The 22370-nt window shown below is 59.5% G+C and carries 16 protein-coding genes and 3 pseudogenes; 8 read left to right on the top strand and 11 right to left on the bottom strand.

From position 1 onward, the window contains the following. Window positions 1–10 precede the first annotated feature (10 nt). A complete protein-coding gene (xth, locus tag NKI18_RS17920) occupies window positions 11–787 on the bottom strand; it encodes an exodeoxyribonuclease III (RefSeq protein ID WP_352619669.1) in 777 nt (258 codons plus the stop codon). A 121-nt stretch (window positions 788–908) separates the two neighbouring features. Next, window positions 909–1091 (bottom strand): DUF3606 domain-containing protein, encoded by a 183-nt coding sequence (locus NKI18_RS17925; protein ID WP_352619670.1) that lies wholly within the window; start codon window positions 1089–1091, stop codon window positions 909–911. A 451-nt stretch (window positions 1092–1542) separates the two neighbouring features. Here NKI18_RS17925 and NKI18_RS17930 point away from each other — a divergent pair, with 451 nt between their 5' ends. Further along, window positions 1543–1746, top strand: a complete 204-nt coding sequence (locus NKI18_RS17930; protein ID WP_352478587.1) for a CsbD family protein — start codon at window positions 1543–1545, stop codon at window positions 1744–1746. 590 nt (window positions 1747–2336) lie between these two features. Here the strand turns inward: NKI18_RS17930 and NKI18_RS17935 are convergent. The 6 genes and pseudogenes from NKI18_RS17935 to NKI18_RS17965 form a co-directional block, all read right to left on the bottom strand. Continuing rightward, window positions 2337–2594: pseudogene (locus tag NKI18_RS17935) on the bottom strand (transposase); the annotation flags it as partial. A 9-nt stretch (window positions 2595–2603) separates the two neighbouring features. Next, window positions 2604–2923, bottom strand: a pseudogene (locus NKI18_RS17940) (hypothetical protein); the annotation flags it as partial. 724 nt (window positions 2924–3647) lie between these two features. After that, window positions 3648–4895: a coiled-coil domain-containing protein gene (locus NKI18_RS17950; RefSeq protein WP_352619672.1), complete on the bottom strand. Its 1248-nt coding sequence runs from the start codon at window positions 4893–4895 to the stop codon at window positions 3648–3650. A gap of 474 nt (window positions 4896–5369) precedes the next feature. Beyond that, window positions 5370–5672, bottom strand: coding sequence for a hypothetical protein (locus NKI18_RS17955; protein WP_352619673.1), 303 nt, complete (start codon window positions 5670–5672; stop codon window positions 5370–5372). A gap of 14 nt (window positions 5673–5686) precedes the next feature. Next, entirely contained in the window at window positions 5687–8236 is a 2550-nt protein-coding gene (locus tag NKI18_RS17960; protein ID WP_353020130.1) for a caspase family protein, read from the bottom strand. 712 nt (window positions 8237–8948) lie between these two features. After that, window positions 8949–10397, bottom strand: a complete 1449-nt coding sequence (locus NKI18_RS17965; RefSeq protein ID WP_352619675.1) for a caspase family protein — start codon at window positions 10395–10397, stop codon at window positions 8949–8951. 422 nt (window positions 10398–10819) lie between these two features. On the opposite strand from NKI18_RS17965, the gene NKI18_RS17970 reads away from it, so the two are divergent. From NKI18_RS17970 to NKI18_RS17990, 5 genes and pseudogenes are all read left to right on the top strand, one after another. After that, window positions 10820–11914, top strand: coding sequence for an autotransporter outer membrane beta-barrel domain-containing protein (locus NKI18_RS17970; RefSeq protein WP_352619676.1), 1095 nt, complete (start codon window positions 10820–10822; stop codon window positions 11912–11914). A 288-nt stretch (window positions 11915–12202) separates the two neighbouring features. Beyond that, window positions 12203–12454 (top strand): helix-turn-helix domain-containing protein, encoded by a 252-nt coding sequence (locus NKI18_RS17975; RefSeq protein ID WP_352619683.1) that lies wholly within the window; start codon window positions 12203–12205, stop codon window positions 12452–12454. Between the two features lie 59 nt (window positions 12455–12513). Beyond that, window positions 12514–12816 (top strand): annotated as a pseudogene (locus NKI18_RS17980) (transposase); the annotation flags it as partial. 149 nt (window positions 12817–12965) lie between these two features. Continuing rightward, window positions 12966–13670, top strand: a complete 705-nt coding sequence (locus NKI18_RS17985) for a Crp/Fnr family transcriptional regulator (protein ID WP_352619745.1) — start codon at window positions 12966–12968, stop codon at window positions 13668–13670. 925 nt (window positions 13671–14595) lie between these two features. Beyond that, a complete protein-coding gene (locus NKI18_RS17990; protein ID WP_352619746.1) occupies window positions 14596–15363 on the top strand; it encodes a response regulator transcription factor in 768 nt (255 codons plus the stop codon). Between the two features lie 645 nt (window positions 15364–16008). On the opposite strand, the gene NKI18_RS17995 is transcribed toward NKI18_RS17990, so the two are convergent. The 3 genes from NKI18_RS17995 to NKI18_RS18005 all read right to left on the bottom strand — a co-directional run bounded on the left by NKI18_RS17995 (window position 16009) and on the right by NKI18_RS18005 (window position 19156). Continuing rightward, window positions 16009–16443, bottom strand: coding sequence for a hypothetical protein (locus NKI18_RS17995; protein WP_352619747.1), 435 nt, complete (start codon window positions 16441–16443; stop codon window positions 16009–16011). A gap of 837 nt (window positions 16444–17280) precedes the next feature. Continuing rightward, window positions 17281–18114, bottom strand: coding sequence for a LuxR C-terminal-related transcriptional regulator (locus NKI18_RS18000; protein ID WP_352619748.1), 834 nt, complete (start codon window positions 18112–18114; stop codon window positions 17281–17283). Window positions 18115–18985: 871 nt separating this feature from the next. Continuing rightward, on the bottom strand, window positions 18986–19156 hold the full coding sequence (locus NKI18_RS18005; protein ID WP_352619749.1) for a hypothetical protein: 171 nt from the start codon (window positions 19154–19156) through the stop codon (window positions 18986–18988). Between the two features lie 201 nt (window positions 19157–19357). Between NKI18_RS18005 and NKI18_RS18010 the strand changes: the two genes are divergently transcribed. Together NKI18_RS18010 and NKI18_RS18015 are read left to right on the top strand one after the other, a co-directional pair. After that, window positions 19358–21355, top strand: coding sequence for a polysaccharide biosynthesis/export family protein (locus NKI18_RS18010; protein WP_352619750.1), 1998 nt, complete (start codon window positions 19358–19360; stop codon window positions 21353–21355). Between the two features lie 329 nt (window positions 21356–21684). After that, window positions 21685–22368 (top strand): methyltransferase domain-containing protein, encoded by a 684-nt coding sequence (locus NKI18_RS18015; protein WP_352619751.1) that lies wholly within the window; start codon window positions 21685–21687, stop codon window positions 22366–22368. The last annotated feature ends 2 nt before the right edge of the window (window positions 22369–22370 follow it).

Genomic DNA, 22370 nt, shown 5'->3' on the forward strand with positions numbered 1-22370 from the left:
TTCCTTCCAGTCAATTGAGCTCGATCCAGGCCGGCACATGGTCGCTTGGCTTCTCCCACCCGCGAAGCTCGACTTCCACGCCGGCATCGCGCAGCCGGTCGGACGCGGAGGGGCTCACCAAGAGATGGTCCATTCGCAGACCGGAACTCCGATCGTAGCCACCACGGTAGGAGAAATTCCAATAGGTGTAGATGCCCTTCTCCGGATGGATGCGCCGCACGGCATCTATCCAGCCAGCTTGGAGCATTTTGGCATAGGCTTGCCTGCTCTGCGGGAAATAGACCGCATCGCCCAGCCATCGGCTCGGCACCACGGCGTCGATCGGGGTTGGAACGACGTTAAAGTCGCCGCACAGAACGCTTGGCGTCCGGTTTTGGAGCAAATGCTGGCCGTAGCTGATGAGACGATCGAACCAGCGCAGCTTGTAGTCGAACTTTGGGCCGGGCGCAGGATTGCCATTGGGCAGGTAGAGACAGCCCACGACGATGCCACCCACGTCGGCCTCAATATAGCGGCTGTGGGTATCGTCAGGATCCCCGGGCAGGCCGCGTCGACGTTCCACCGGCTCGATCCCGCGGGCGAGGATTGCGACACCGTTGTAGGATTTCTGACCGTGCCAGATCGCGCCGTAGCCCGCCTCCCTGATCGCGTCGGCAGGAAACTTGTCGTCCGACGTCTTCAATTCCTGCAGGCACACGATGTCGCAGTCGCTTTCGCCCAACCACTTCAGGAGCACCGGCAGTCGGCCGTTTACACCGTTCACATTGAAGGTAGCGATGCGGGTCATGTGCACGGCCCTCGCATGAGGACCTCCCGGCAGTCGGTCATAGGGCAATTTGGCCTGCCTCCGCGCTGAACCTCGAGCTCTTGATATCGCCAACGTGGTCGGCGTCCTGTGCGGGCGAGGCTCACTGCCTGCCCAGCTTGGCTTCGACCTTCTTGCGACTGTTGCCGACCGACTTCACCGCCGACTTGACGTCAGCTTTGCTGGCGCCGGTCTTGCTCGCCTCATATTTCATCTCATGGTCCTGCCCACCAGCGACCCTTGCCCGGTCCTGGTTGCGTCCACGCGTTGTGCCAGTGTTCGCCATTTTTCTATCTCCAACAATCGCCATTCCAGTCACCAGACAACGCGGCCGGACTCTTCGGGTTCAATCCGGCGACGCGCGTGGCATGGAGCCGGCTCCCAGGCAGCAGTAGCCCATGTATTCGGATCCGGCATGTCGCTACCGCGGGGCGGGCCTAGCGGCCCGAAGCCAGGGAGGGCTTTTCGACATGAATGATCTTGCGCAGGACAGCCGTGCTCCTCTCGCTGACACGTCACGCTCCGCTCGTTGTTTGCGTTCGCCTACGGCACCGCATCGCCTGTCGATGTGTAGCAAGGGCCTTCGTCGGGGAGGTCGACGCGCCCCCAAAGGCCCACCATCTCCTAATTGGCGCCGTCACCTTCCCAACTGGAAACGTGAACATCAGAGGTCTTCGTCCCGGAACTCCCAGGCCGGACGACCGTTTCGCCGTATGTAAAACAATGGAGGATACGTCATGGACTGGAACCGGGTCGAAGGAAACTGGAAGCAGGTCAAGGGTAAGATCAAGGAACAGTGGGGCAAACTTACCGATGATGATCTTGATCGCATCGCTGGCAATCGCGATCAGCTCGAAGGCAAGATCCAGGAACGATATGGTATCGAAAAGGACCGTGTTCGGCAGGACATTGACGACTGGTACGATCGGCAAGTCTGGTAGGATCGCATCAGGCTGTCATTTACAAGAAGAGGCGCTGCTTACTTAACGGCGCTCATTGGGTGGGCTGGCAGTCGCAAAGCCATAGCCAGCCCGTGCGGTCTGACCCACTGTTGCACGTAAGCGCAGACGGACCGGCGTGTCAGGGTATGCACTGACCGGCTGCCGTCCGGCCTTCCGCGATAGCGCCATAGGCGCGAGCGTGGCCGCTGTTAAGTTCTCTCGGCGGCGGACCTGATGTCCGCTCGGCGGGCGCCTCCCCGCCCCCAAGCTCCCAAACGGGCGCCGGCCAACCTCGCCCAGGCGGCAGCGAAACTAGTTGCACCGATAACATGCAGCCAAATCCAGCATCGACAGCATGTAGCCCAGCAGCCTTCACCAACACCTTTTGGGAGTTCTCGCAGAAGTGGTTGACCTCTCCTCGAAGCTCAAGTTCGCCGCGATCGAATAGGAAGGAGGCTGTCCTGGGCTATTTTCGAGCTTGCTCGACCGTCAAATCACCGGACTTCCGGATCGCGGGCTTACGGCGGACGCCGGCTTGGTCCGGCATTGCAGCATGAAGATCCTGCGCCCGGCGGGCGTGACTCGCCCACGATGAAAGCGAACCTCGTATCACTTCGCTCGCGAAGTAGGCTTTTTAAGATGTCGCGCTCCGCCCTCGGCTTCGCGACTTCCTTGCGCAATCCGTCAATCTCCAGCTGTTCGGGTTTCATTTGGCGTGGCCAGGAAACGCATCGGCGGATCGCCCGCTAGATCGCGCACCGATTTGTGCAGCGCAGCCAGGCGACCGCAACACCTCGATCCTTCACGTATCTCGCCGCCTTGAGCTTGAACTCGCGGCTGAACTTCATTCTCTGCGTTTCGAGTTGAGCCCCCTTGTCTTTGGCCATGACGATCACCTGGCCCCCTTTTGCCGAGCGCGCTGCCAACGCCCGCCGCACCGCAGAACCCGTCACTTCTCGAGCGCGGCGTAGGTGGCGCACGGTACCTTTGCAATACGTCTCGGAGGCGCCGAAGGCGAGGTCGCCCGAAATTCCGCGAACCGATATGGGACAAGGGCGACCATGAAGGTCAGCGTGCCCTCACCTCCGCCATCGCCGAAGAAGGCCGCTTTGTAGATGGAAAAGCGGATCGTGCCGCTGTCGGTGTGCGCAGGCTGGCAAATCAGGCTTGGCGCTATATTATTGCAGTGACCCTGCCCGACGCATCGAGACGACAACTGACTTGCGCCTGCCGGACTTCGATGCCGCCTTTTCTTGCATAGTCTATTCGCACCTCGATCGGCGCCGTGAGTGCACCCCGACGTTGATCCAAGGCGCCTGCGCTTGCCGCGTGGACACGGACGGCCCCAAGCGGCATCGCAGCGGCCATGATCGCCGCGCGGCAGGCTCGCACGATCACAATCGGCGTACCGGGTTTCGCTGTCAGTGGTCCCAGAGATACAAAGGGATATCCCTTGGTGGAGTCACCGTCACCGACTTTGGAAGGTCTGAGGACGGGTGGCAGGACGATGGATTGCCCAGCGGTCTTGGCAGAAGCAGGGGCCGTCGCTGCAGTCGAACTGTCGGGTGCGGTTGCCGCTTCGCTTTCGGCGGACGGATCGTCGCCCACACTGGTACTTGTGCTTGTGTCACCAACGTTGCCGCTGGCACCAACGCCTGCGTCGACTGATGCACCGACCGAAGCTCCAACATTTGCTCCGCCTACGCCGTCGACGCTCGTGCCCGCCCCCACAGATACGCCTTGCGAACCGGCGCTCACCCCAGCACCGACCCCGACACCGCCCGCCCTACCGCCCACGCCTGCTTCAAGCGCTGAGGCAGGCCCAACTGTGATCCCGATCGTCAAAGCGGCCGCGACATACTTCTTCATTCTCGTCTCTCCTGCGGCATACATTTCGCTCACTAGTTTTCACTGGCGCGACTCGAGCTTTTTGATGGCCGTGTTGGAAGCAATGCTGCGGGAAGAGGTATGGTTGCCAGCAGAACGGTTTGCGGCGGCTTTTGGACCTTCACTTTCTGTTTTTCCGGCAAGCCCGGTTTACGGGCTGGTTGGGCGCCCGAACGCGATAACCTACTTGCAAGTGCACTCGCGGGGGTACGTCCTTTTGGCGCGCGCTCCACAGCCGCAGTGCGACGCTTACCCTTGGCAACATCAATTGCCTCGCGCGCGGCACTGTGGCTGCGGGCTAGACCGATAGCCCTTTCACGCTCTTGGTCGAGCGCCGCACTCAATTCTACCGAGTTCTGCTTTAAAGCATCGCGTTCCTGGCGAACAATATCGAGGTCACGTACAGCTGAATCTGCTCGTTCGCATCCCAGCTCGAGTGTTTCTCGAGCCTGCTTTAGAGCGGCCTCGGCCACCTGTCGCTCCCTTATGGCGTTGGCCTGCTCGACGGCTGCCAGATTTGCGCCTGCCTTAAGAGCATCGATAGTTTGGCGAGCCGTGGCAAGTTCTTGCTCCAAGAGCTCGACCTTGTGCCGCTCGTCATCAAGCGTTCGCTTCGCAGCAAGCTGGGAGGCGTCCTTAGAGGGGGGTGCTCCAGGCGCGGCAGCCTCCTCACTGTTCCAGAGACTGGCTTCGGCCCTGTAGCTTTCGATAACGCGCTGCGCCGTCTCCAGATCGAGCCCGAGCGCTTCCTCTGTTCGTTGCTGCTCTTTTAGGGCTTGTGCTTGCTCAGCCACCGTGTCTGCCAGCACGTGTGCTTGGGCGCTTAGATCACGTACGCCGCGCTGCATAACGTCTAGCTCCGCTCGTGCTGCGGCCAACTCGCGGCGTAAAGCCACTTCATGCTCGCCGAGCGGCGTTAGCGCGCCCTTGTTGAGTGCCTGTGTTTCGCTGAGCACCATCTCACTAGGTTTATGGGATCCGAGCGTGCTCGGTTGTGGCTTGCCGGATTCTTTGCCGACCTCGGTGTGTTCGGAGACCACGACCGACGAGCTGTCGTTAGCCGTAGCAAGCGCTGGCGCTTCGGGCACGAACTGAGCATTTGCCGGAGATGTCAACAGCAGAACGAGGCATAGCGGGATGAGGGATGGCATGGCGTTACACCCCCTGCCGCGTATCTCGTGAAGTAAAATCAAGGGCTGTCGTTTAATAAAGGTGAAGTCACAGCGGAGACATTTTGACGTGGTGCTCTGCACACGATTCATCACTGAACCTCGCCGATCGCGGCCCTCACCGCTATTGCATTCTCCACTTACTGCACGCAGCAGCGCCGGGGTGCCGCACCAAAAAGATCAATGCTAGTGAAGCACCCTCGGCAACGCCAAAGCACGGAATAACGCGCGAAGGCTATCCCCTATTTCCTAAGTTGTCATCGTTCGAACGAACGGGACTTTCGTTCATTTACTCTGGAACTTGTCTGAAACTCCGGAAGGCTGCCCTGCTCATGCGGCATGCTCCCCTGTCTGGTCACTCCAGACCCTCCAAGATAGACCTGTGAAGCCCTGCCCTGCGACCCGGCGTGGATCGTCCGAGTCGAGACCTATCGAGCTTGCTGTGCCGGAGCAGCAAAGTAGCGATATTCGAAATGCGCATGCTGACGAGCGCAGCTGAAGGCAGTCAGGTCTCATGGTTCAAAAGCAGCACGGAAGACGGGCCAGCCTCGTCCCGTTCTGACCTGATCATCCTCCCCAGCCGCCGCCCCCGCTTCCACCGCCGCTTCCGCCACCGCCCCCAGAAGGAATGACAGGCGCGGGAACAGGTTCGTCCTCAACCGGTATAATCACCTTCTTCGCGGTCTTTTGTTTGCGTGCGGGCTTGACGACTTTCGGCGGAGGCACCCGGCGGAGGATCTTCGGCTGGGGCGTTTCGACCAGCGGCGTCGGCTCAACTTTCGGAACCAGGGAAGTGCAGCCCATGAGGCCCGCCACGAAACCGGATAACGCTGTTCCAAGTATTGCTTGTTTCAATACTCTGCCCGCCATTGTCTCCTCCTTGGTCAAAACAAGTCCCGACGCGGATTGGCTTCTTCCCAGACTCGTCTGGCCGCGTTAACCAGTTGGGTGTCTTGTGAACCGGAACCGGGAAGCTTCGATTTCAGTTCCTGTCGCAATTGCTTCAACGCCGCTGTTTTTGGCTTCGGTCCGAACTTCGCAAGCGTCCTCTGGGCGTCCGGCAGTTCCTTGCGCACGTCAAGTGCGGCCGCAAGCGCAAGGAAGCGCACGGCAAGGGCCTGATCGGCCTTGTCGCCCTTTTGCATCTCGAGGGCCGCGCGATCGTAAGCTGCGAACGGATCACCCCGCGAGATCCCAATTTCGAACAATCTTTGCGCTTCTGCGAGGCTTCGTTCCACACCGACACCGTCCCGATACATGCGTGCGAGGCTCCCAGGCGCATAGGGCTGGCCGAGATCGATTGCCTGCTGAAATAACGCTAGCGCCGTTTTGGGATCCTCCTCAACGCCCTGCCCGGACAAGTAATTTCGCCCGAGCAGGTTCATGGAATACATGTCCTGCCGCTGGACACCGGCTTGCAGGAAGGCAACAGCGCGGGCCGGGTCAGCGGTTACGCCGTTGCGGCCCTCGGTGAAGATCGCGGCGAGATCGTTCATTGCATAGGTGTGCCCCATAGCGGCCGCCTTGAGCAGCAGGTCCAATCCCTTGCTGGTGTCGGGCTTGACGCCATAGCCATTGAACAAGGCGCGACCCCACGACGTCATCCCGTAGGGATCGCCTTTGTCGGCGGCCGCCGCGTAGAGGGCATTGGCCTGGGTGCGGTCCAGGGCCACCCCGGTTCCGGTCGCATACATGTAGCCGAGTTCGAACACCGCGCGTACATGTCCCTTCCTGGCCGCCTCCTCGATGGCTGTCTTGGCTTCTTCGACCTTGCCTGCCGCAAGCAGCGCCCGCCCCAGTTCATAGCGGAAGCGCGGGACTTCCGGATAAGTCTTTACCGCGGCCTCGCAAAGCTCCACCGCGCTAGCGCCAATTTCGTTCGGCAGCAGGCCGGGGGTGACGCCTTGCAGATCGAGAGGTTCGCCGGCAGCCGTGTCGCACGGATCGATCGTCGGCGACAATTTCATCGTGGCCGGCTTTGATGAGCTGCTGTCCGCCCGGATTTCGAAGCCAACCTCGACCGTGGCTTCGGCGCCGATCTGGGGTTCGTAGCGCAGCCGGTCGATCTCCCCGGCCATCAGGCTCGACTGCGGCGACAGGGTTCGATCGGGCAGCGAGAGCGTTCCCGTTGCCGGATAACTCGATACTTTCAGGCTGACGGCGGGATCATCGGTCGGGAAATCCAGATTCAGCGCAACTGGACCCACGCCCACGGGAACATCGATGTCGCGGTTTTCGATCGCCTCGGCCGCACCGGTGATATGAATGCCACGCTCCAGCACCTGCTGCTTCTGCTCGGCCTCGAGCGAAGCCATGATCTGTTCGCCTTGCGCGCCTTCGCCGCTCTTGACCCGGAACACGACGATGCCTTGGGTCTGACCGCCCCAGTTGTCATGCGTCGCATAGGCCAGCATGTCGACCTCTTCCTGCGGGGCGACTCCCTTGGGAACATCCATCTGCAGACGCGGCAAATCCTTGCCCTGGATCGGCACGCCCAACTCGACAGGCTTGCCGTCCAGCATCAAACGCCCCAGGGCGGGCGGTCTTTCGATGCTCAGGGTAATCGTACCGCCATCGACATCGACCGGTTCAGGCAGCCCCAAGTCGACGGGTCCGACTCCTGACAGCACGACCTTCTCCAGTACGGGCGGCAGCGATGGTCGATTGCTGCGGCGCATCAAGACGACTTCGTCGATCAGCGATGAGTTCTCCCAGGGAACCTGGAGGCCGTTTGTGGCCTCGACAACATCGCGGCGCACCGCTGCCATCACGGTGCGGATCTCCTGGTTCGGGGCCAGCGCGCGACGGGAAAACGCCGCCGAAAACGGGCTGAGTTCGCCGGCGCCGTCATAAGCCGCCGCCCCGGGTTCGGTGGCAAAGGCGATCAAGGTATTGAGCGAGCTTCTCACCTGTGCGAGCCCGGTATTGCCGGCAGTGATGAGCTGGTCTCTCAGCCAGTAATTCTTGCGTGGAAACGGATTGTTGCGGCAGGCATCGAGTATGATCACCTGGATCTTTGATTTCGAGCGTAACTGTTCCAGCACATCGTTGAGCTTGATGGCCTGGACTTCGATATCCGGCGCCTGCTTCAAGGAGGCATCGACCGGGATCAGAAAATTTTCGCCGCCGATCTGGAAACCGTGGCCGGAGTAGTAGACGACGGCCAGTTCCGCGCCGTCTGCGGCGGCAAGATAGTTGCGGAACTGCTCCTCGAATTGCAGCTTCGTCAGATCGCTTGCGACAAAGACCTCGAACCCTGCCAGTCGGAACGTTTTGGACACGTCCTCGGCATCCTTGGCCGGGTTTTTGAGTGCCGGGAATTGTCGGTACTCCGAGTTGCCGATGACAAAGGCGACCCTTCGGTCGGCGCAAGCGTCAAAGGTCGTGAAGCTCGCGAGGAGGAAGGCTGCGACGATTCCGCAAAGTCGGAGCATGGCAATTCCCTTGAACGCTATTGCCTCGCCCACAAGAACACGGCATGTGCTAGCAAGGTCCGTCAGAGAGCATGCAATCTGCCGAGACAGAAAGAGAGAAAAGCCGTCGCGACAGCGGATATTCCTCACTTGATCGAATGCTAAATTACATCAGGGACGGAGTGTCTGCAACGTCTGTCACACCTCCAGGCGTGCTCGTCCGATCCCTGGCGCTCTGCTCGGTCGGCCACGCGCAACTTACGAGCCTGCCAGTTCAACGACAGCGACGATCAAATCCGGGTCACGAAACAGTTCACGGCGACACAGAGCTGGACCCGCGCCCGCGCCAAACCATATCTCGGCTAGTACAGTCGACCGGACTGAGCACTGCGGCGGCCGTCGTAAGCAAACTCGTTTCCGTTGCCCAGCGAAGCTGCATTTGACGATTCTCCAGGCAGTTTGAATTGAAAAGCCCGGCGGTTCTGCGCGGTTCGTGCACCATCGAGCCGCAGCAAGATTGTTGGGTCCGAGTGTATGGCGGCGGGGGGAGGAACTCGTATCCAACCTTCTCCGCTCCGGAAGACCTCACCAGACAATCGCGTTCATATACGCGGAACGGATCGCCGGAACAGCGATCGGTACGAGCCAGGTTGTTTAGCTGCGGCAGGCGGGCCCAAATCACGCCATGCTGTGGTCGCGTGCCAAGAAGGGTACGCGTGGAACAATGGCTTCTCTAGAAAACGCCGCCAATCCCAATTCCGCCATTGATATCGGGAGGAGCAGCTGCGGGAGGCGAGGATTGCGGCTGCGAGTTTCTGGCATTTTTTCGGCTGGGAGCACCCTTTTTCCGCACGGGCGCGACATCTGAGGCGACACTTGCTCGCCTGGGCCTCTGCGATACGGTCACAGGGTCTTTGCAGACGCGGCCGGAGTGCAAAAAGAGCTCCCCCAGAAGTTCAACGGTTGGCTCGGTGGCCGACGGTATTCGCTTGGTGTTCATGTAATACGTGCTGAGAGCATGGTGCGAGCCCTTGCCCCAATCTCCGTCGACGGTCATGCGATAACAACCTAGGCGGCGCAATTCTGTCTGGACACTGCGTACGAGCTCGGCTTGTTTTTCAGGCTTCGTTGCACCAGCCTGCGTGCCAACGATCAATGTTTCAAGACCGGAGATCACACTTTTCCGGGCCCCTTCGAGGCTCGCAATCTCCGTACCGACCGCATCGGCTGAAGCGCCGGATGGCGCCGAAGCGTCCACCGATCGTAAAGTCTGTCCCACGATAATCACCGCAGTCTGCAAGTCGTTGGAAGCAAGTTCTACCTGCAGTCTTTGCTTCGCGACAGGATCCGACAGGATACGCGACAAGCTGGCGCTCAACTGAGCCGGGTCGAGCACTTGCTGCTCGGTGAAGTAAAACTGCTCGCGAAGGTTGGACTGATCCCACGGGACCTGACGACCGACAGTGAGTGCTTCAGTCTCGTTGCGCACGCGGATCATCATGTCCGAAATGCTGAGCCCTGGGATCTCGACATTCTTCAACAGGGCTGTAGTGAACGGGCTGTTGTCTCCCGAGCCGTCCGCCGTGATGTTGCCTGGCTGGGTTGCAAAGGCAACAAACGTGTTTTCGCCCACTTCGACCTGCGCAAGCCCATCCATTACGCTTGGGCCTTTGCCCATCGGGTTGTTTCGGCACGCGTCGAGGAAAATGAAGGTCTGCCGTTCCCGACTTGAGAATCGTGCGATCAGGTCGTTGAGCTTGATTGCTTTCGCAGTCAGTTCCCCGATGGTTTCAGGATCGGGCGTATCGACCGGCAGCAGGTAATTCTCGCCCTGAAGCTGCACGCCATGGCCGGCGTAGAAAATCAGCACCGCGCTGGCGCCCACAAGCTTGCCATCGGCCTGGCGAAAAAGCTTGCCGAAGCCGGCAAGGGAGAGATCCACTCCCGTCAGCACATCAAAATTCAGCCTCCTCAGGCTTTCGGAAAGCCTTGTGGCGTCGTTTACCGCATTGGGCAAGTGTGGGAGACGAGCACTGTGGTAATCGGAGTTGCCGATGACAATGGCGAGCCGCTTGCTTGACTGTGGCATTGGTTCATCTTCGACCGCCGCTTCAGCACGTACCGATCCAACCAGTGCCACCAGCAGAACCATTATGATGCGCAGGAAGGGACTGTAGGTCATGTAACGGGCTCGTTTCAGCATGCGACAATCTCGGAGTCGTCGAAGCGTCGAACCGGCTCACGCTACTCTTGCGCGTGAAACTTATGTCTCGGAGTGCAACGGCATTTTTACACCAGAAATCCCCTCAAAGAAAGCGCAAGGGTGGTGCCAGCCCGCTTTCTTGACGCAGTGCTCATCCGAAAGAGTACCGCTGGTGCGTGCAATCGACAGATCCGGTCGGCGAGCTCCGCCGCAGTTCCTAGCAAGCAGAAATCGAGCACTTTACGAAACCCATATCCTGAACGGCGAGAACCTGCTACACTCTTGCGAGCGCCGGTGCAATATGTTGCACCCCCGCTGCCACAGCCAGATATTGCATTGAGAATCTTCTGCGTATCGCATCCCTTATTACATTAGCTTTGTAGTTAAGAGGGGAAAGGACAATGAAGGAAAGCTTCGCTCGGCGCTTGTGCGCAGCGGGCATGTTCTCGTTTGCCGCTGCATTGATTTTACTGCCTTCTAAGGCAAACGCCTGCATTGTCGACAGTGAGGGCACCTTTCTGGACACGAACTGCTATCTTGGAGGTGCGACCAACAGCGTGATTGTCGACACATCTCTGGGGGCACTTGGTGATGTTGTTCATAACGTAGTCGAGGCGGACGTCGGCCTCGCGAACGGAGTTCCGCTCGCTCAGTCGACGCCGTTCGGTGTTTTCGCTTCCGGTCAGTTGGCCCGCACGGAACATGACGGCTTCTCGATTTCGAATAGCTTGGGCGTCCTTGATGGACCGAGCTTCAGCGTAGATGAATTCTCCGCTGCCATCAGCGTCGACTTCAATGCCGCAAAGCATTTTGGATTCGGCAGCGAGCATGGACTGAACCTCGGCGTGTTCGCCGGGTATGCCTCGGCCAAAGTCGATTCCGATGCATTCGGGTTCATTGGCGAGGGTGAAGCAACCAACAGAAGTGGGATGTTCGGCGGCTACGGGCTCATTCGACGCGGCACGAGTTATGCGCTCGTGGCAGCATCTGCGTTTCTTGGGAACACCGACATCGAAAGGGCTGGGCACACTTTCGGCAGCTACGACACACAGGGATATGCACTGACAGGCTCAATTGGTCGCATCTTCAACCTGACCGATCGGGTGCGATTCGACATCCGCGGCGGATTGTTGGGCGTCATCTTTACCGGCGACGAATACACAGACAGCTTTGACACTGTCTATGGAAAGAGCCGGTTGTCGTTTGGCGCAGCCAAATTCGAACCTGGAGTTTACGCTGATTTTCTGCTCGGCAATGGCATGGTGATCAGCCCCTATGCGCGATTGGATATCCAGGAGCGCTTCGGCTATTCCAACACGGCAAGCGCCGACGGTAGAGAGAGTGACTTTGACGACGCAGACTTTTCGGCTGCACTGTCGTCCGGCTTCAACCTGAAAATGTCTCAATCGACAATGCTCAGCAGCGAAATTCGCGGTAAGTGGTCTCAAGACAGTTCAACCGTCAGCGGCAAGCTGGGTGTGAAGATCGCCTTTTGAATTCTAGGGGATCCTCGTAATTGGGCTGGCCGGCAAAAGAGCTGATCATTGCCACTGCGTATCGGCTATTCAGCGGCAGGATGCTTCGTATGCGGCTGGGTCATTAGCGCGGGCGATGACCCGGGGAGCGGTCCAGCAGGGTGTCTAAGCGCGGATGGTGGCCTGCTGGTGATGAAATGCAGCTTGGCGAATCTTCGTCATCGCTTCAGTCGCTCTGCTCGGTCGGCCACGCGAAACCTACGAGCCAACCAGTCTGAACCACTCACAATTTAAGTGATCAGCGAGGCGGTGCGCGCATCCCCTCGACAAGTCGAACGCTTGGCGAAGTCATACTTTCATATGCCTCCCACTCGCTACTACTTGAAAATAAGACTAGAGAAAGCTCAAGCTTTACTGGGAAAAACGAACATGAAAGTGCTCGATGTTGCATTAGCAACGGGGTTTAAGTCTCACTCTTACTTATCGCATTGCTATGGAAACGAATTCGACGCGATTCCATCGGACGCACGCAGAGCCGCTTGTCTAGCGCGCCTAGTCTAGTACTACAGTTGCGGATCATTTGATTTTCTGATTCACTTCGGCAGGTTATGGAGGGTACCATGTCTGTCGCTTCGTGGTCAGGGTCGTTGTTGGCTTGGGAGCAGGAGCTCACAGCGCTGAAGGCGCGGGTTGGGCGGGTGCTTCCTCGTCGTGAGTTGCGGGAGACGGGCGCAGATTTCCTTGACGGCCTTCTTTCCGGCATTGAGCGCAAGACAGGCTGGCTGATGGCTGAGCAGTCCGGAGCGGAGCGGCCCTATCGGATGCAGTCGCTGTTGGGGCGCAGCCACTGGGACGCTGATCGGCTCCGAGACGAGGTTCGCGATTATGTGGTGGAGGCGTTGGGCGATGAGGATGGTGACTTGACCGCCTGAACGCTTGCAACCCCTTGATTCAAACGCAGTCTACCTCATTCAAACAGACGAGGACAGTAGGCCATCCTGCCTCTACCGTAGGTGGTCCTTCTGTCGAACTCGTGCGGGAGCAATGTAGGTTGTGCGGAAATTGAAGCAACATGCAAACACTGTTGCAGTTCATACACTCGCATCCCGTAGGGGGGACATTCTCGAAGGACGATTGGGGTAACAACGATTTTCTCGGTGTGACCGCAAGAATTTACAAACCCCATTCGGTGATATGCCGCCAGGATGACAACAACGATGGGATATTCATCGTAAAATCGGGTTGGGCCCTCCTTTACCGCGGACTACTGGACGGAGAACGGCAGATCATCGACACTCCTCTGCGGGGGGACATTGTCGGGTTCCGTTCCGTGGACGGACCCCGTTTAGCGTCCCTGGCGTCCATAACCGAACTAGCTGTTTATGAAATTTCCAGCAAGAAACTGTTAGAGGCCATCTTGTCGGAAGGCCACCTCGGCAAGACTATCGCCTGCTCCCTGGCCCGCCTGAACGCCATCCTTGCCGAACATCTCATGAATGCCGGGCGGCGGAACGCGATGAGCCGCACCGCCCATTTCCTGCTCGAGTTGGAGGAGAGGCTCTCGATCGTTGGCCTGTCGGCCCATGGAAGATATGAGTGTCCCCTTACCCAGCATGAATTGGCTGACATCCTCGGAATGACCACCGTTCACCTCAACCGGACATTGAGGGAACTCCGCAAGGCCGATGTCGTCGCTTTCAAGGCAGGCCATGTAGAGGTGATCAACCGCAAGAAGCTGGTCAAAACAGCCGGATTCGACAGCGAGTACCTCAGGTAGAGCTTATTCCCTCTAGCTCGGGTTCAACCGTCTCTAGCGGGTCGTTCGCGAAGCCCCCTGCGGCGCGGTGCTGGGCGCCAGCGCATAGGCCATCAGCAAAATTTCTCGACAGTGCGCCGTCGCTGGAGCAGTTCCAGACGATGTTTTCCGGGCTGGTAGTGCGCGGCTTACTTGGCGGGGCCGCAGTCTATCTTGACGAGGGCAGCCGCAAAGGCCCGATTATCATGTCCGACGGCAACCATGGCCTATCACATGAGGAGAACGTGCTGCCGAAACACGTGCAAGCTGCCCATACACTACGGCAGATACAGCCGGATGTTCTCGGACCTAAAACGCTGGGCCAAGGATGCCACGAACTGCGCCCTGGTCATGCCAATATCCACCTTCAGGAATTCTCGTCTACAATCGCGAGGAACTACCGATCCTCCCTCGAATGGCTGCTCGGGTTGGGGTTGGCTAAGCGGTCCCATTCCTGAGAATGGCATCATAGCCAACCCGGCTGATCAACCTCGCAGAGCTATCCCACTCCTTGGCATTCCTTGAGCGGTCGGGAATCGTTTCAACGGTTGGCACATGGCCAAAGAGATTGAATCTGACCGGACCCGCGCGTCACGATCGAACTCGCGGGAGCTTCAAGGCTGGGTGACGCGGTCTCAACACATGCCCTCAGGCGACCGTCGACGCGAAATTTTCGAAAAATTAACTTATGTTAGAGAACGCTTATAAATAGACGATACGCTGCACAAGCTGTTCTCGGCTAGGGGCGAAGAACTGCTGGGTGAGCCTCACGCTTTCACAAGGGCTGGGTGTTCGATCACAAGCGCATTCAAACACAGGGCAGCGTATTCAAGCTTTCAGATTGCGAAGAATGAGGGGTGTTTTGGCAGCCGCAACGCGGCTTGTGCGAAAAGATGTGGGGATTGACATGGGTTCCACAGCAGGACGGCATAAACACACGGCCAATCGGTCAGGAGTGCTGTCCAGCGGAACGGAAAGTCTCCACGGCCAAGGAGGCAGGGGATGCCTCCTCATCCTCGACGGAAGGGCTCTAGGCCGCGAGTGTCTCGCATCGGCTCTCGCCGACCACGAACTCGGCATGGAGATCGCCGCCATGGGTTCGATCGATGAATGGCGCGTGAAGAAGGGCTCGGCACCTCCCCTTGCAGCCATACTCTTCAACCTTGGCGGCCGGAAGGTCACCGATCATGGTATTGCAGACGAGATTAGACATATTTCGTCCGAATTCAAATCAGTCCCTGTGGTTATCCTGGCCGACACCGAAGATCTTGCACATATACTGACCGCTCTCGAATGCGGCGCACGCGGCTACATTCCAACCTCGGTCGAAATCGACGTCTGTGTCGAGGCTATCAACCTTGCGGCAGCGGGAGGCATCTTCGTCCCTGCGAGCAGTGTCCTTTGCATGCGCCACCTGATAGGTTCGGACAGCCCCGACACGCAGCCTTTGAAAGGCATGTTCACGCTCAGGCAGGCCGAGGTCGCCCAAGCGCTCCGGCGCGGAAAGGCGAACAAGATCATCGCCTACGAACTGAACCTGCGCGAAAGCACCGTGAAGGTCCACATCCGAAATATCATGAAGAAGCTGAAGGCGACCAACCGCACGGAAGTCGCCTACAAAGTCAACGATCTCTTCGCGGAAGGAACTTTTGCCGAAGCGTATCCCAAGCAATAAGACGGCCAGCCTCGGGTGAATCCCGGCGGGCCGTCTTAGTGAAAGTCGGGGATCTCCGTTGCAGTGAATGGCATCCGGGAGCGGCCCGAGATACAGCGGCCCCCCGCCCCGGTGGGTCCGTTGCCCGAGCTTTCTGATAATATGCTGTAGGGGATTTTGGCGGGGTGCTCCGAAGCGCCCGGCTTCGTCGCGATGATCTTGTTCTGCAGTCCTCTGGAAAGCTGTTCGAGGGGGCGGTGTCAGAGGCAGTGGTCCGCATGCGGCCGCAGAAGCTCTCGGCGCTCGACCCGACGGCAAGCCGGCGTAGACATACCGTCCCGTGTTCCTGCCGGACATTCAGGCGTGGGTGCTCATCCCGCTCTCGTCGTCAGCTACACCGCGACGAGGCGGCTGTCATGAAGATGATAGCGGCCGCCGACGGTGACTGGCGGTGATGAGCACGACCTCACTTCGGTTGCGGACCAATAAGGTGACGGCCGTCTGACAAACGGGTCTAGGTGTCGCCGAAGGGCTTCGCTGGGACCCGCTCAGGGCGGCACGCAAAGCCAAGAAGATTCCAGCCGACAGGAAACTGGCCTGGAGGACGACCGCTTGAAAAGGGAAATGCGCGACTTCCGCCAGCTCGGAAGCTGACCGCGATTCGGGTTAACTTCCTGCCGCTGAATCCGCCGATGCATCTGAAGTGTCAGGGAAAGTGTGTCTGGCCACCCATCTTATGGCTTCTTCGATCGTATCGAAATTCTTGTGCTGCCCGCTCAGCAGCCCGAAGCCTGTCTCGAGGAACCATTTGCCCTTCGTGGAGTAGGCTTCCTCGTCGATCTGAGTAAGGACCGCGACCAGTTGGTCCCATTTCCACACGAGAACCCCGGATTCTCCGCCCTCGACCGTTCCGATCCGGGCTTTCTTGAACGAAAATCCAGGAGCAATTTTTGTCTTGCCCACTTTGATAAATCCCTCAACTTCAAAATGGATAGTAAAAACGGTCGGCTTGAAGGCTAGTTCTGTACTGTCTTTCCTTGTAGATGTCTTTTTGCCGGACCGCCGTAGACGAATAGTTAGCAGATCGCCCGATGAGTTCAAGGCCCACTCCATTTTTCGATGGCGCCCCGTAAGTTTTTTGCGAGAGAATGTGTGCAAACTGCTAAAGAATTTTGGCCTTCCGGAGCGTGAAAGCCCCGGCGAAATGCTGGGGTGCCCGGCATTCCATTGCGCGCAATCTCGCAAGCGCAGCGAGTGTCTGGCGGTCGAACCAGTCCTTGGAGCGCTGCGTTCCGAAGTGCTTGTCGAGGGGCTCATCTTGCGTTCCAGCACGTCGGCCGTGAGCGGCACGATAGGCATTGGGCTGGCAAAGGTCGCCGTCCCATTTCGGGGCGGCATTCGAGCACCAGATGATCGCGGAAGACGTTCCAGGTCAGTTGGTTGACCTCCCGCTGGTCCTGATGGACGTCGAACCTGGCCTGGGTTAACACCACGTCGGGATGAACCCGTGATCTTACATCCGTCAGCCACTGATTTATCGATCGGCTGTGGGCGGGGAAGTAGCTGTCCTCGAAATCCGCGACGGCAACCACAAAAGGCCGGGTCGTGGTCCCATTGGCGGGGTCCACCTCAGCGCCCATTGCGATCCCGTCTCTACTGCACCCTCCTTACGCTACCATCGCCGGCGGTGATTTGAACCTACGCGTTCTTGATCGCGGAACCTCGTATCAGGACGTAGCTTTGGAAAGTGCATCGTAGAAAGGTGTGGTTGCGGGGACCTGAGCTCAAAATTGCAGTTTTCAGCATCGGCATCTACTGTGCTGGGTAGGTGGTCGCATCGTTCGACCGGGGTCTTCTTCGTGCGGCAGCATAATGCGCAGCATAATGCAGCGTATAGGTCACCAGCCCGAAGGACGATATGTCAAGACGCGGAGACGGTCACATCGGATGAGTGTTCTTGAGAAGGTGGTACTCCTTTTGTGCTTCAAGTAGCTCTTGCGGATGGTGAGAAGGCTGAGTAGCCGTCTTTTCGGTCCCTGACGGGCCAGTGCCAGGAGCGGACGTGAGCATACCATGGTTCATCGCCCAAACTGCAGCCTGGGTGCGGTTGCCGACCCGAATCTTTCGAAGGATGGCCTTCACGTGCACCTTCACCGTAGCTTCGGCGATGTTAATCTTGCGCGCGATTGTTTTGTTAGATTCCCCTCCGATCAAGCAACGTATAATACAATCTTCCCGAGTTGACAACACTGATGGTTCTCGACCAGTGTTCTCCATTGTAACAGCCACATTTGTAAAATCATGTACCGCATCATGTTTCAGACCATGTCTTATGTCTTGAATAAACGTCGAAGTTTCTGCAGGTAGCACCGTCTGACCTAGCATAACCAATTCGAGAGCTTTGATGAAGGTGTCGTGAGCGGCAATTTTTGTCAAATACGCGTCAGCTCCCGCACGAAGGGCTGAAACTATATCGTTCGGTCGACAGTGATCGGCTAGCGCAACGACATGGCTGGTCGGATAAATCCCTTTAAATTCTGAAATTTGTGCGAATCCAGCATCCGCATCAGTACCGTCGAGATCCATGATGAGCAAGATGGACCGGTGCTTGGGTAGCGGCTTCTGCAGAAGGTCGTGAACACAAGCCGCAGAGAAAAGAATGCGAAACTTTGCTGCATCGAGAATTAGAACAAGGCCCTCTCGGAGTAACTCGCTTTGGCTGACAAGCACTGTCATAAAAGACTTTGTGGTCACCAAGGATTTCGTTGTCATCGTAGCCTCCCCTGACGCGATTGAGGTACGCGCGTCTCGCAAGGCGCTCCTCGCATAGTTTCTTTTTTGACGTTTCTTTTTTGACCGTGTTACCTTACGCTAGGAAAACCCTAGACAAGAACACCCTCTTTAGGCGTAGGGTAGCTTCGTCGAGGGGTACCCCGGATTCTCAAGCCTGAGGTCTTGGTGAGGAGTGCGGGCCCTGGGTTTCAGCCGCTCCGGGCGGCAGCCGGCACCATCGTGGCGCCCCGTACGCGGGCCGCGAGAGTTGCCGGGCTTGGTCTCCCTGGGGCGTGGGTGGTTCCGCCGGTCTGGCGCGGGGCGGCGCGGCGTCTCAGGCGGGAGAACCGCGGGCCAAGGGGCCGCGCCGCGACCAGCCGCCATTTTGGGATGACGGCGCAGGCCGGGAAGAAGGCGATCTTGACGCGGCGCGCGCTGATCCTGACCAGCGCCCGAGCTTCACCAGCTTGAGGAGCAACGTGCCACAGCTGGCGTGGCGACTGGGTGTGGGCCAGGGCGATGAGCCGCAGCCCGCACAGCAGCACGGATACCTTCCGGGCATCGAAATGGGCGATGGTCTGCCGAGCCGCTCCTTGCGTTGCACCTGCGGTGAGCAATAGAGGAGTTGCCTGGCGCGGCCCCTGGGGGGGTCCATATCGGGGCAGCGCTGTGCCGGGGAAGTCCCGTGGCTGAGGCCGAAATTCGAGCCTGGTGAGATCCGGCGAGAGAAATGATGAGGCGGGCCAGTTCTGCTATTGCTACCTCGATAGGGTTGCCAAGATTGCGGCTTCATCGAGGTCGCCTCTTCATTCATCAGGCGAGTCAAGCCGTCGATCAGGTGATTGACATAGCAGAATGATCGGGTTTGCGACTAGGAGCCGGAGATCGTGATCGGCTCGTTCTTCAGGGCCTGGACGACGAAGTTGGAGACGGCCCAGCCATTCTGCGAACGCATGTTGGGCCGCAGGGGTTCGAGACGCTGCGTCGGACCACTATTTCCGGCTCTTCGTTGCGTTCGATCGCCTTTGTCCGGTTTTGCCATCAAAGAGGTTCTCCTTCAGCGGCAGCAATCTGCTCATTGGACGAGTTCGCCGGAGGGGGTGTTTATCCGGAAGGAGTGCCTACAAAGGGATAGTTGTGCCGCTGGCGGTGAAGGGTCACGATAAGGCAGAGCCTTCCTCGTCGACCGATGCTCGCCAGTTCGGGACGGGCTGGCTACCATTGAAAGTGAAAGCCACGCGCCATGGCCATGGATGCAAAATACAATTCCGAGCCCGTCACTCCCTCGTCACAGGCGGCCCGCCGCAGGGGAATGAAGGCCGTCCTGCTTGTCTTGGGGGTCTCCGGGGTCGCCGTCCTGGGAGCGGGAGCGGTCAGAAACTGGGAGCCCATCGAGGTTGTTTCCAGAGCCGTGGCGCAGAAGGTCGAGGCTGCCTCCGGAGCCGTGATGCAGAAGGTCGAGGATGTCTCCGGAGCCGTGGTGCAGAAGGTCGAGGATGTCTCCGGAGCCGTAATGGAGAAGGTCGAAGATGCCTCCGCACCCGTGGGGCAGAAGGTCAAGGACGCCTCTGCAGCCGTGGCGCAGAAGGTCGAGCATGTCTCCGGAACCGTGGTGCAGAAGGTCGAGGATTTCTCCGGAACCGTGGCGCAGGAGGTCCAGGATGTCTCCGGAGCCGTGGTGCAGAGGGTGTCTGCTGCTATCGATAGCTGGCAAGAACAACCGGTCGACGCCACGGCCGAACCCTCCCGCGCGATCGTGTCGGGACCGGATACGTCGGCTATAGCCTCGGTCGAACGGAGCGCCGTCCCTGGAGTCCCCACTAGTGCCGAGCCCCCCCAAACCCTCACCACGGGACCGGATGCATCGGCCGCGGCGTCGGTCGAGCGGAGCGTCGTCCCTGCCGTCCCCACCAGTGCCGAGCGCCCCAAAACCCTCAGCAAGGCGCCAGGCATGTCAACCGGAGCCCTGTTTGGCGTCGGCGACCGCCTCAAGGTCGCATTCTACGAGCGCGTCGACATCGAGGAAGACAAGTGGGGGGGCGCGTCCTCGGCCTCGGCCCTGCGCGGCATCCTGCAGCGTCCGGAACTGAGCGGCGAATATATTGTCCAAGAGGACGGCACGATTTCCGTGCCCTTGCTCGGCTCCATTCCGGTCGCCAACCGGTCGACGCAACAGGTACAGGCCGACCTGGTGGAAACCTTCGATCAATTGCTGGGCCGCAAGGGGCTGGTCAACATCCTGTCGCTGGAGCGCTCGCCGATTTACGTACTGGGGCCGGTCAAGAATCCAGGCTCGTTCAAGTACGCGCCCGGCATGACGATCCTGCACGCCATCGCGCTGGCCGGCGGACTCGACCGGGGCGCAAGCGAGCCGTGGCAGAAGATCGAAGCCGTGCGTGAAACCCAGAAGCGGAGCGGGGCGATCGATGCCATGTTGAAGTTGCTCGCGCGCGCGGCGGTGCTGAAGGCCGAGCGCGACGGTACGGCGCCCGAGATCCCGCCCCAGTTGCTGGAGCTGGCGGGCGCGACCGAAGCCGCTAACCTCGTCAACGAGCAGAGCGACCGGCGCAAGGCCGTCGCCATGGCCCGCAAATATCGCGAGCGCGCGACCCTGAATGCGCTGGAGGGGGCCAAGCAGGATGTTGTCGCGTATGGGCGCATGGAGTCGCTCGACGAACTTGTCAAGCTGCGCGAGGAGCGCGTCAAAAGCATGCGCACGCTCGTGGACCGCAAAGTTCTCAGCATGACGGTGATGAATCAGGTCCAGAGCGAGTTGTCCGACGCAGAACAGCGTCGGAGGGACGCCCTGAACCAGTACGCGACGGCCAAGCAGCGCCTCGCTTCGCTGGAGTCTGAGGCGTTGCAGACCCGGGCCGATCTCAGGAACGATCTGGAGGTCGAGATTGAGACCATGGAGAACCAGATCGCGGCCAATGTGCGCGAGTTGAACGCCAGCGAAGGCGTCCTGTACACGTTGCCGGTGACTCGCGCCCAGTTTGGGAAGGACGCAAACAGGCTAACCTATCGAATCGTGCGGCAATCGGCAGCCGGGCCGGTCAGCATCGAGTCCGGCGGGATGACCCTGTTGCAGCCAGGCGACCTCGTCAACATCATCGTGGACGAGAGCGAGCCAAGAGAGCCGGCCGGTTCACCGGTCCCGACTTCGTCGCCGACCGGCGAGAGCTTGCCGGCCGCGTCCAACTCCAACGATGTCGAACCCTCCCGCGTGGTGAGGGAGTAGAGGATCGGTCTGAATTGATGCCCACAGCAAGGGTGATTGTTCTGCACGGGAGGGCCCTTGCGCTGGGCCGCTCAGCTGCCGGGTCGACCTCGCCAGCCGGTCGCCAGGATCTCATCGGACTCGGCCCCAAGAAGCGGCCAAATCGAATGGGGGCACGTGTTGACAAAGTTGAAGCCTGACTATGTTGCGATCCAGCGGCGCTGGAAGGATACACGGCAGCCTGAGCGCCTGATCGCGCACTACGAACTGGAACGCCGGCTCGCGGATCGGCTGCGGGCCGCCTCCCGCGACGAGCGCGCTTTCGACTCTATGCCGCGGTGTATTCGGAATTGTTCAACAGCCTGCCGGACCATCCGCAAAAAGCCGCCGTCACCTCGCGCCCGAACCGGGTCGCGAAACAGATCAGGGCCCTCAAGCCTCTAATGGGGCGCGGCGACGTGTACCTTGAGATCGGCTGCGGTGACTCCTCCCTGCCCTTCGCGCTATCCGGGACCACTCGTGAGGTGCTGGGCCTCGATGTCACGGACGCCTTGGTGGATTTCGCGGCCGCTCCGACCAATTTCCGCTTCCTGAAGACCGACGGGGTCGATATCCCACTCGCGGACAGCTCCGTCGATCTGGCGCATTCGGACCAGCTCATGGAGCATCTGCACGTGGAGGACGCCGAGGCCCAGCTCCGGGAGATTCACCGGGTGCTAAGGCCCGGCGGGCACTATGTGTGCACGACCCCGAGCAGCGTCACGGGGCCGCACGATGTGTCGGTGTTTTTCGACGAGGTGGCGACGGGCATGCACATGCGGGAATACGACTACCGTTCACTGCGCACCCTGATGCTCCAGGCGGGCTTTTGCCGGATCAAGTTCCCGCTGGTGGTCGCCGGATATTGGCTCGCCACGCCGCCCTACCGGCTCCTGCACGGCATCGAACGGGCTCTGCAATGGCTTCCAGCTCGGTTGCGGCGCAATCAATGGGCCGGCGTCCTGATGGGAATCACGGCAGTCGCCACCAAATAACA

It is taken from the genome of Mesorhizobium sp. M0800 (assembly GCF_040320095.1).
Lineage (GTDB): Bacteria > Pseudomonadota > Alphaproteobacteria > Rhizobiales > Rhizobiaceae > Mesorhizobium.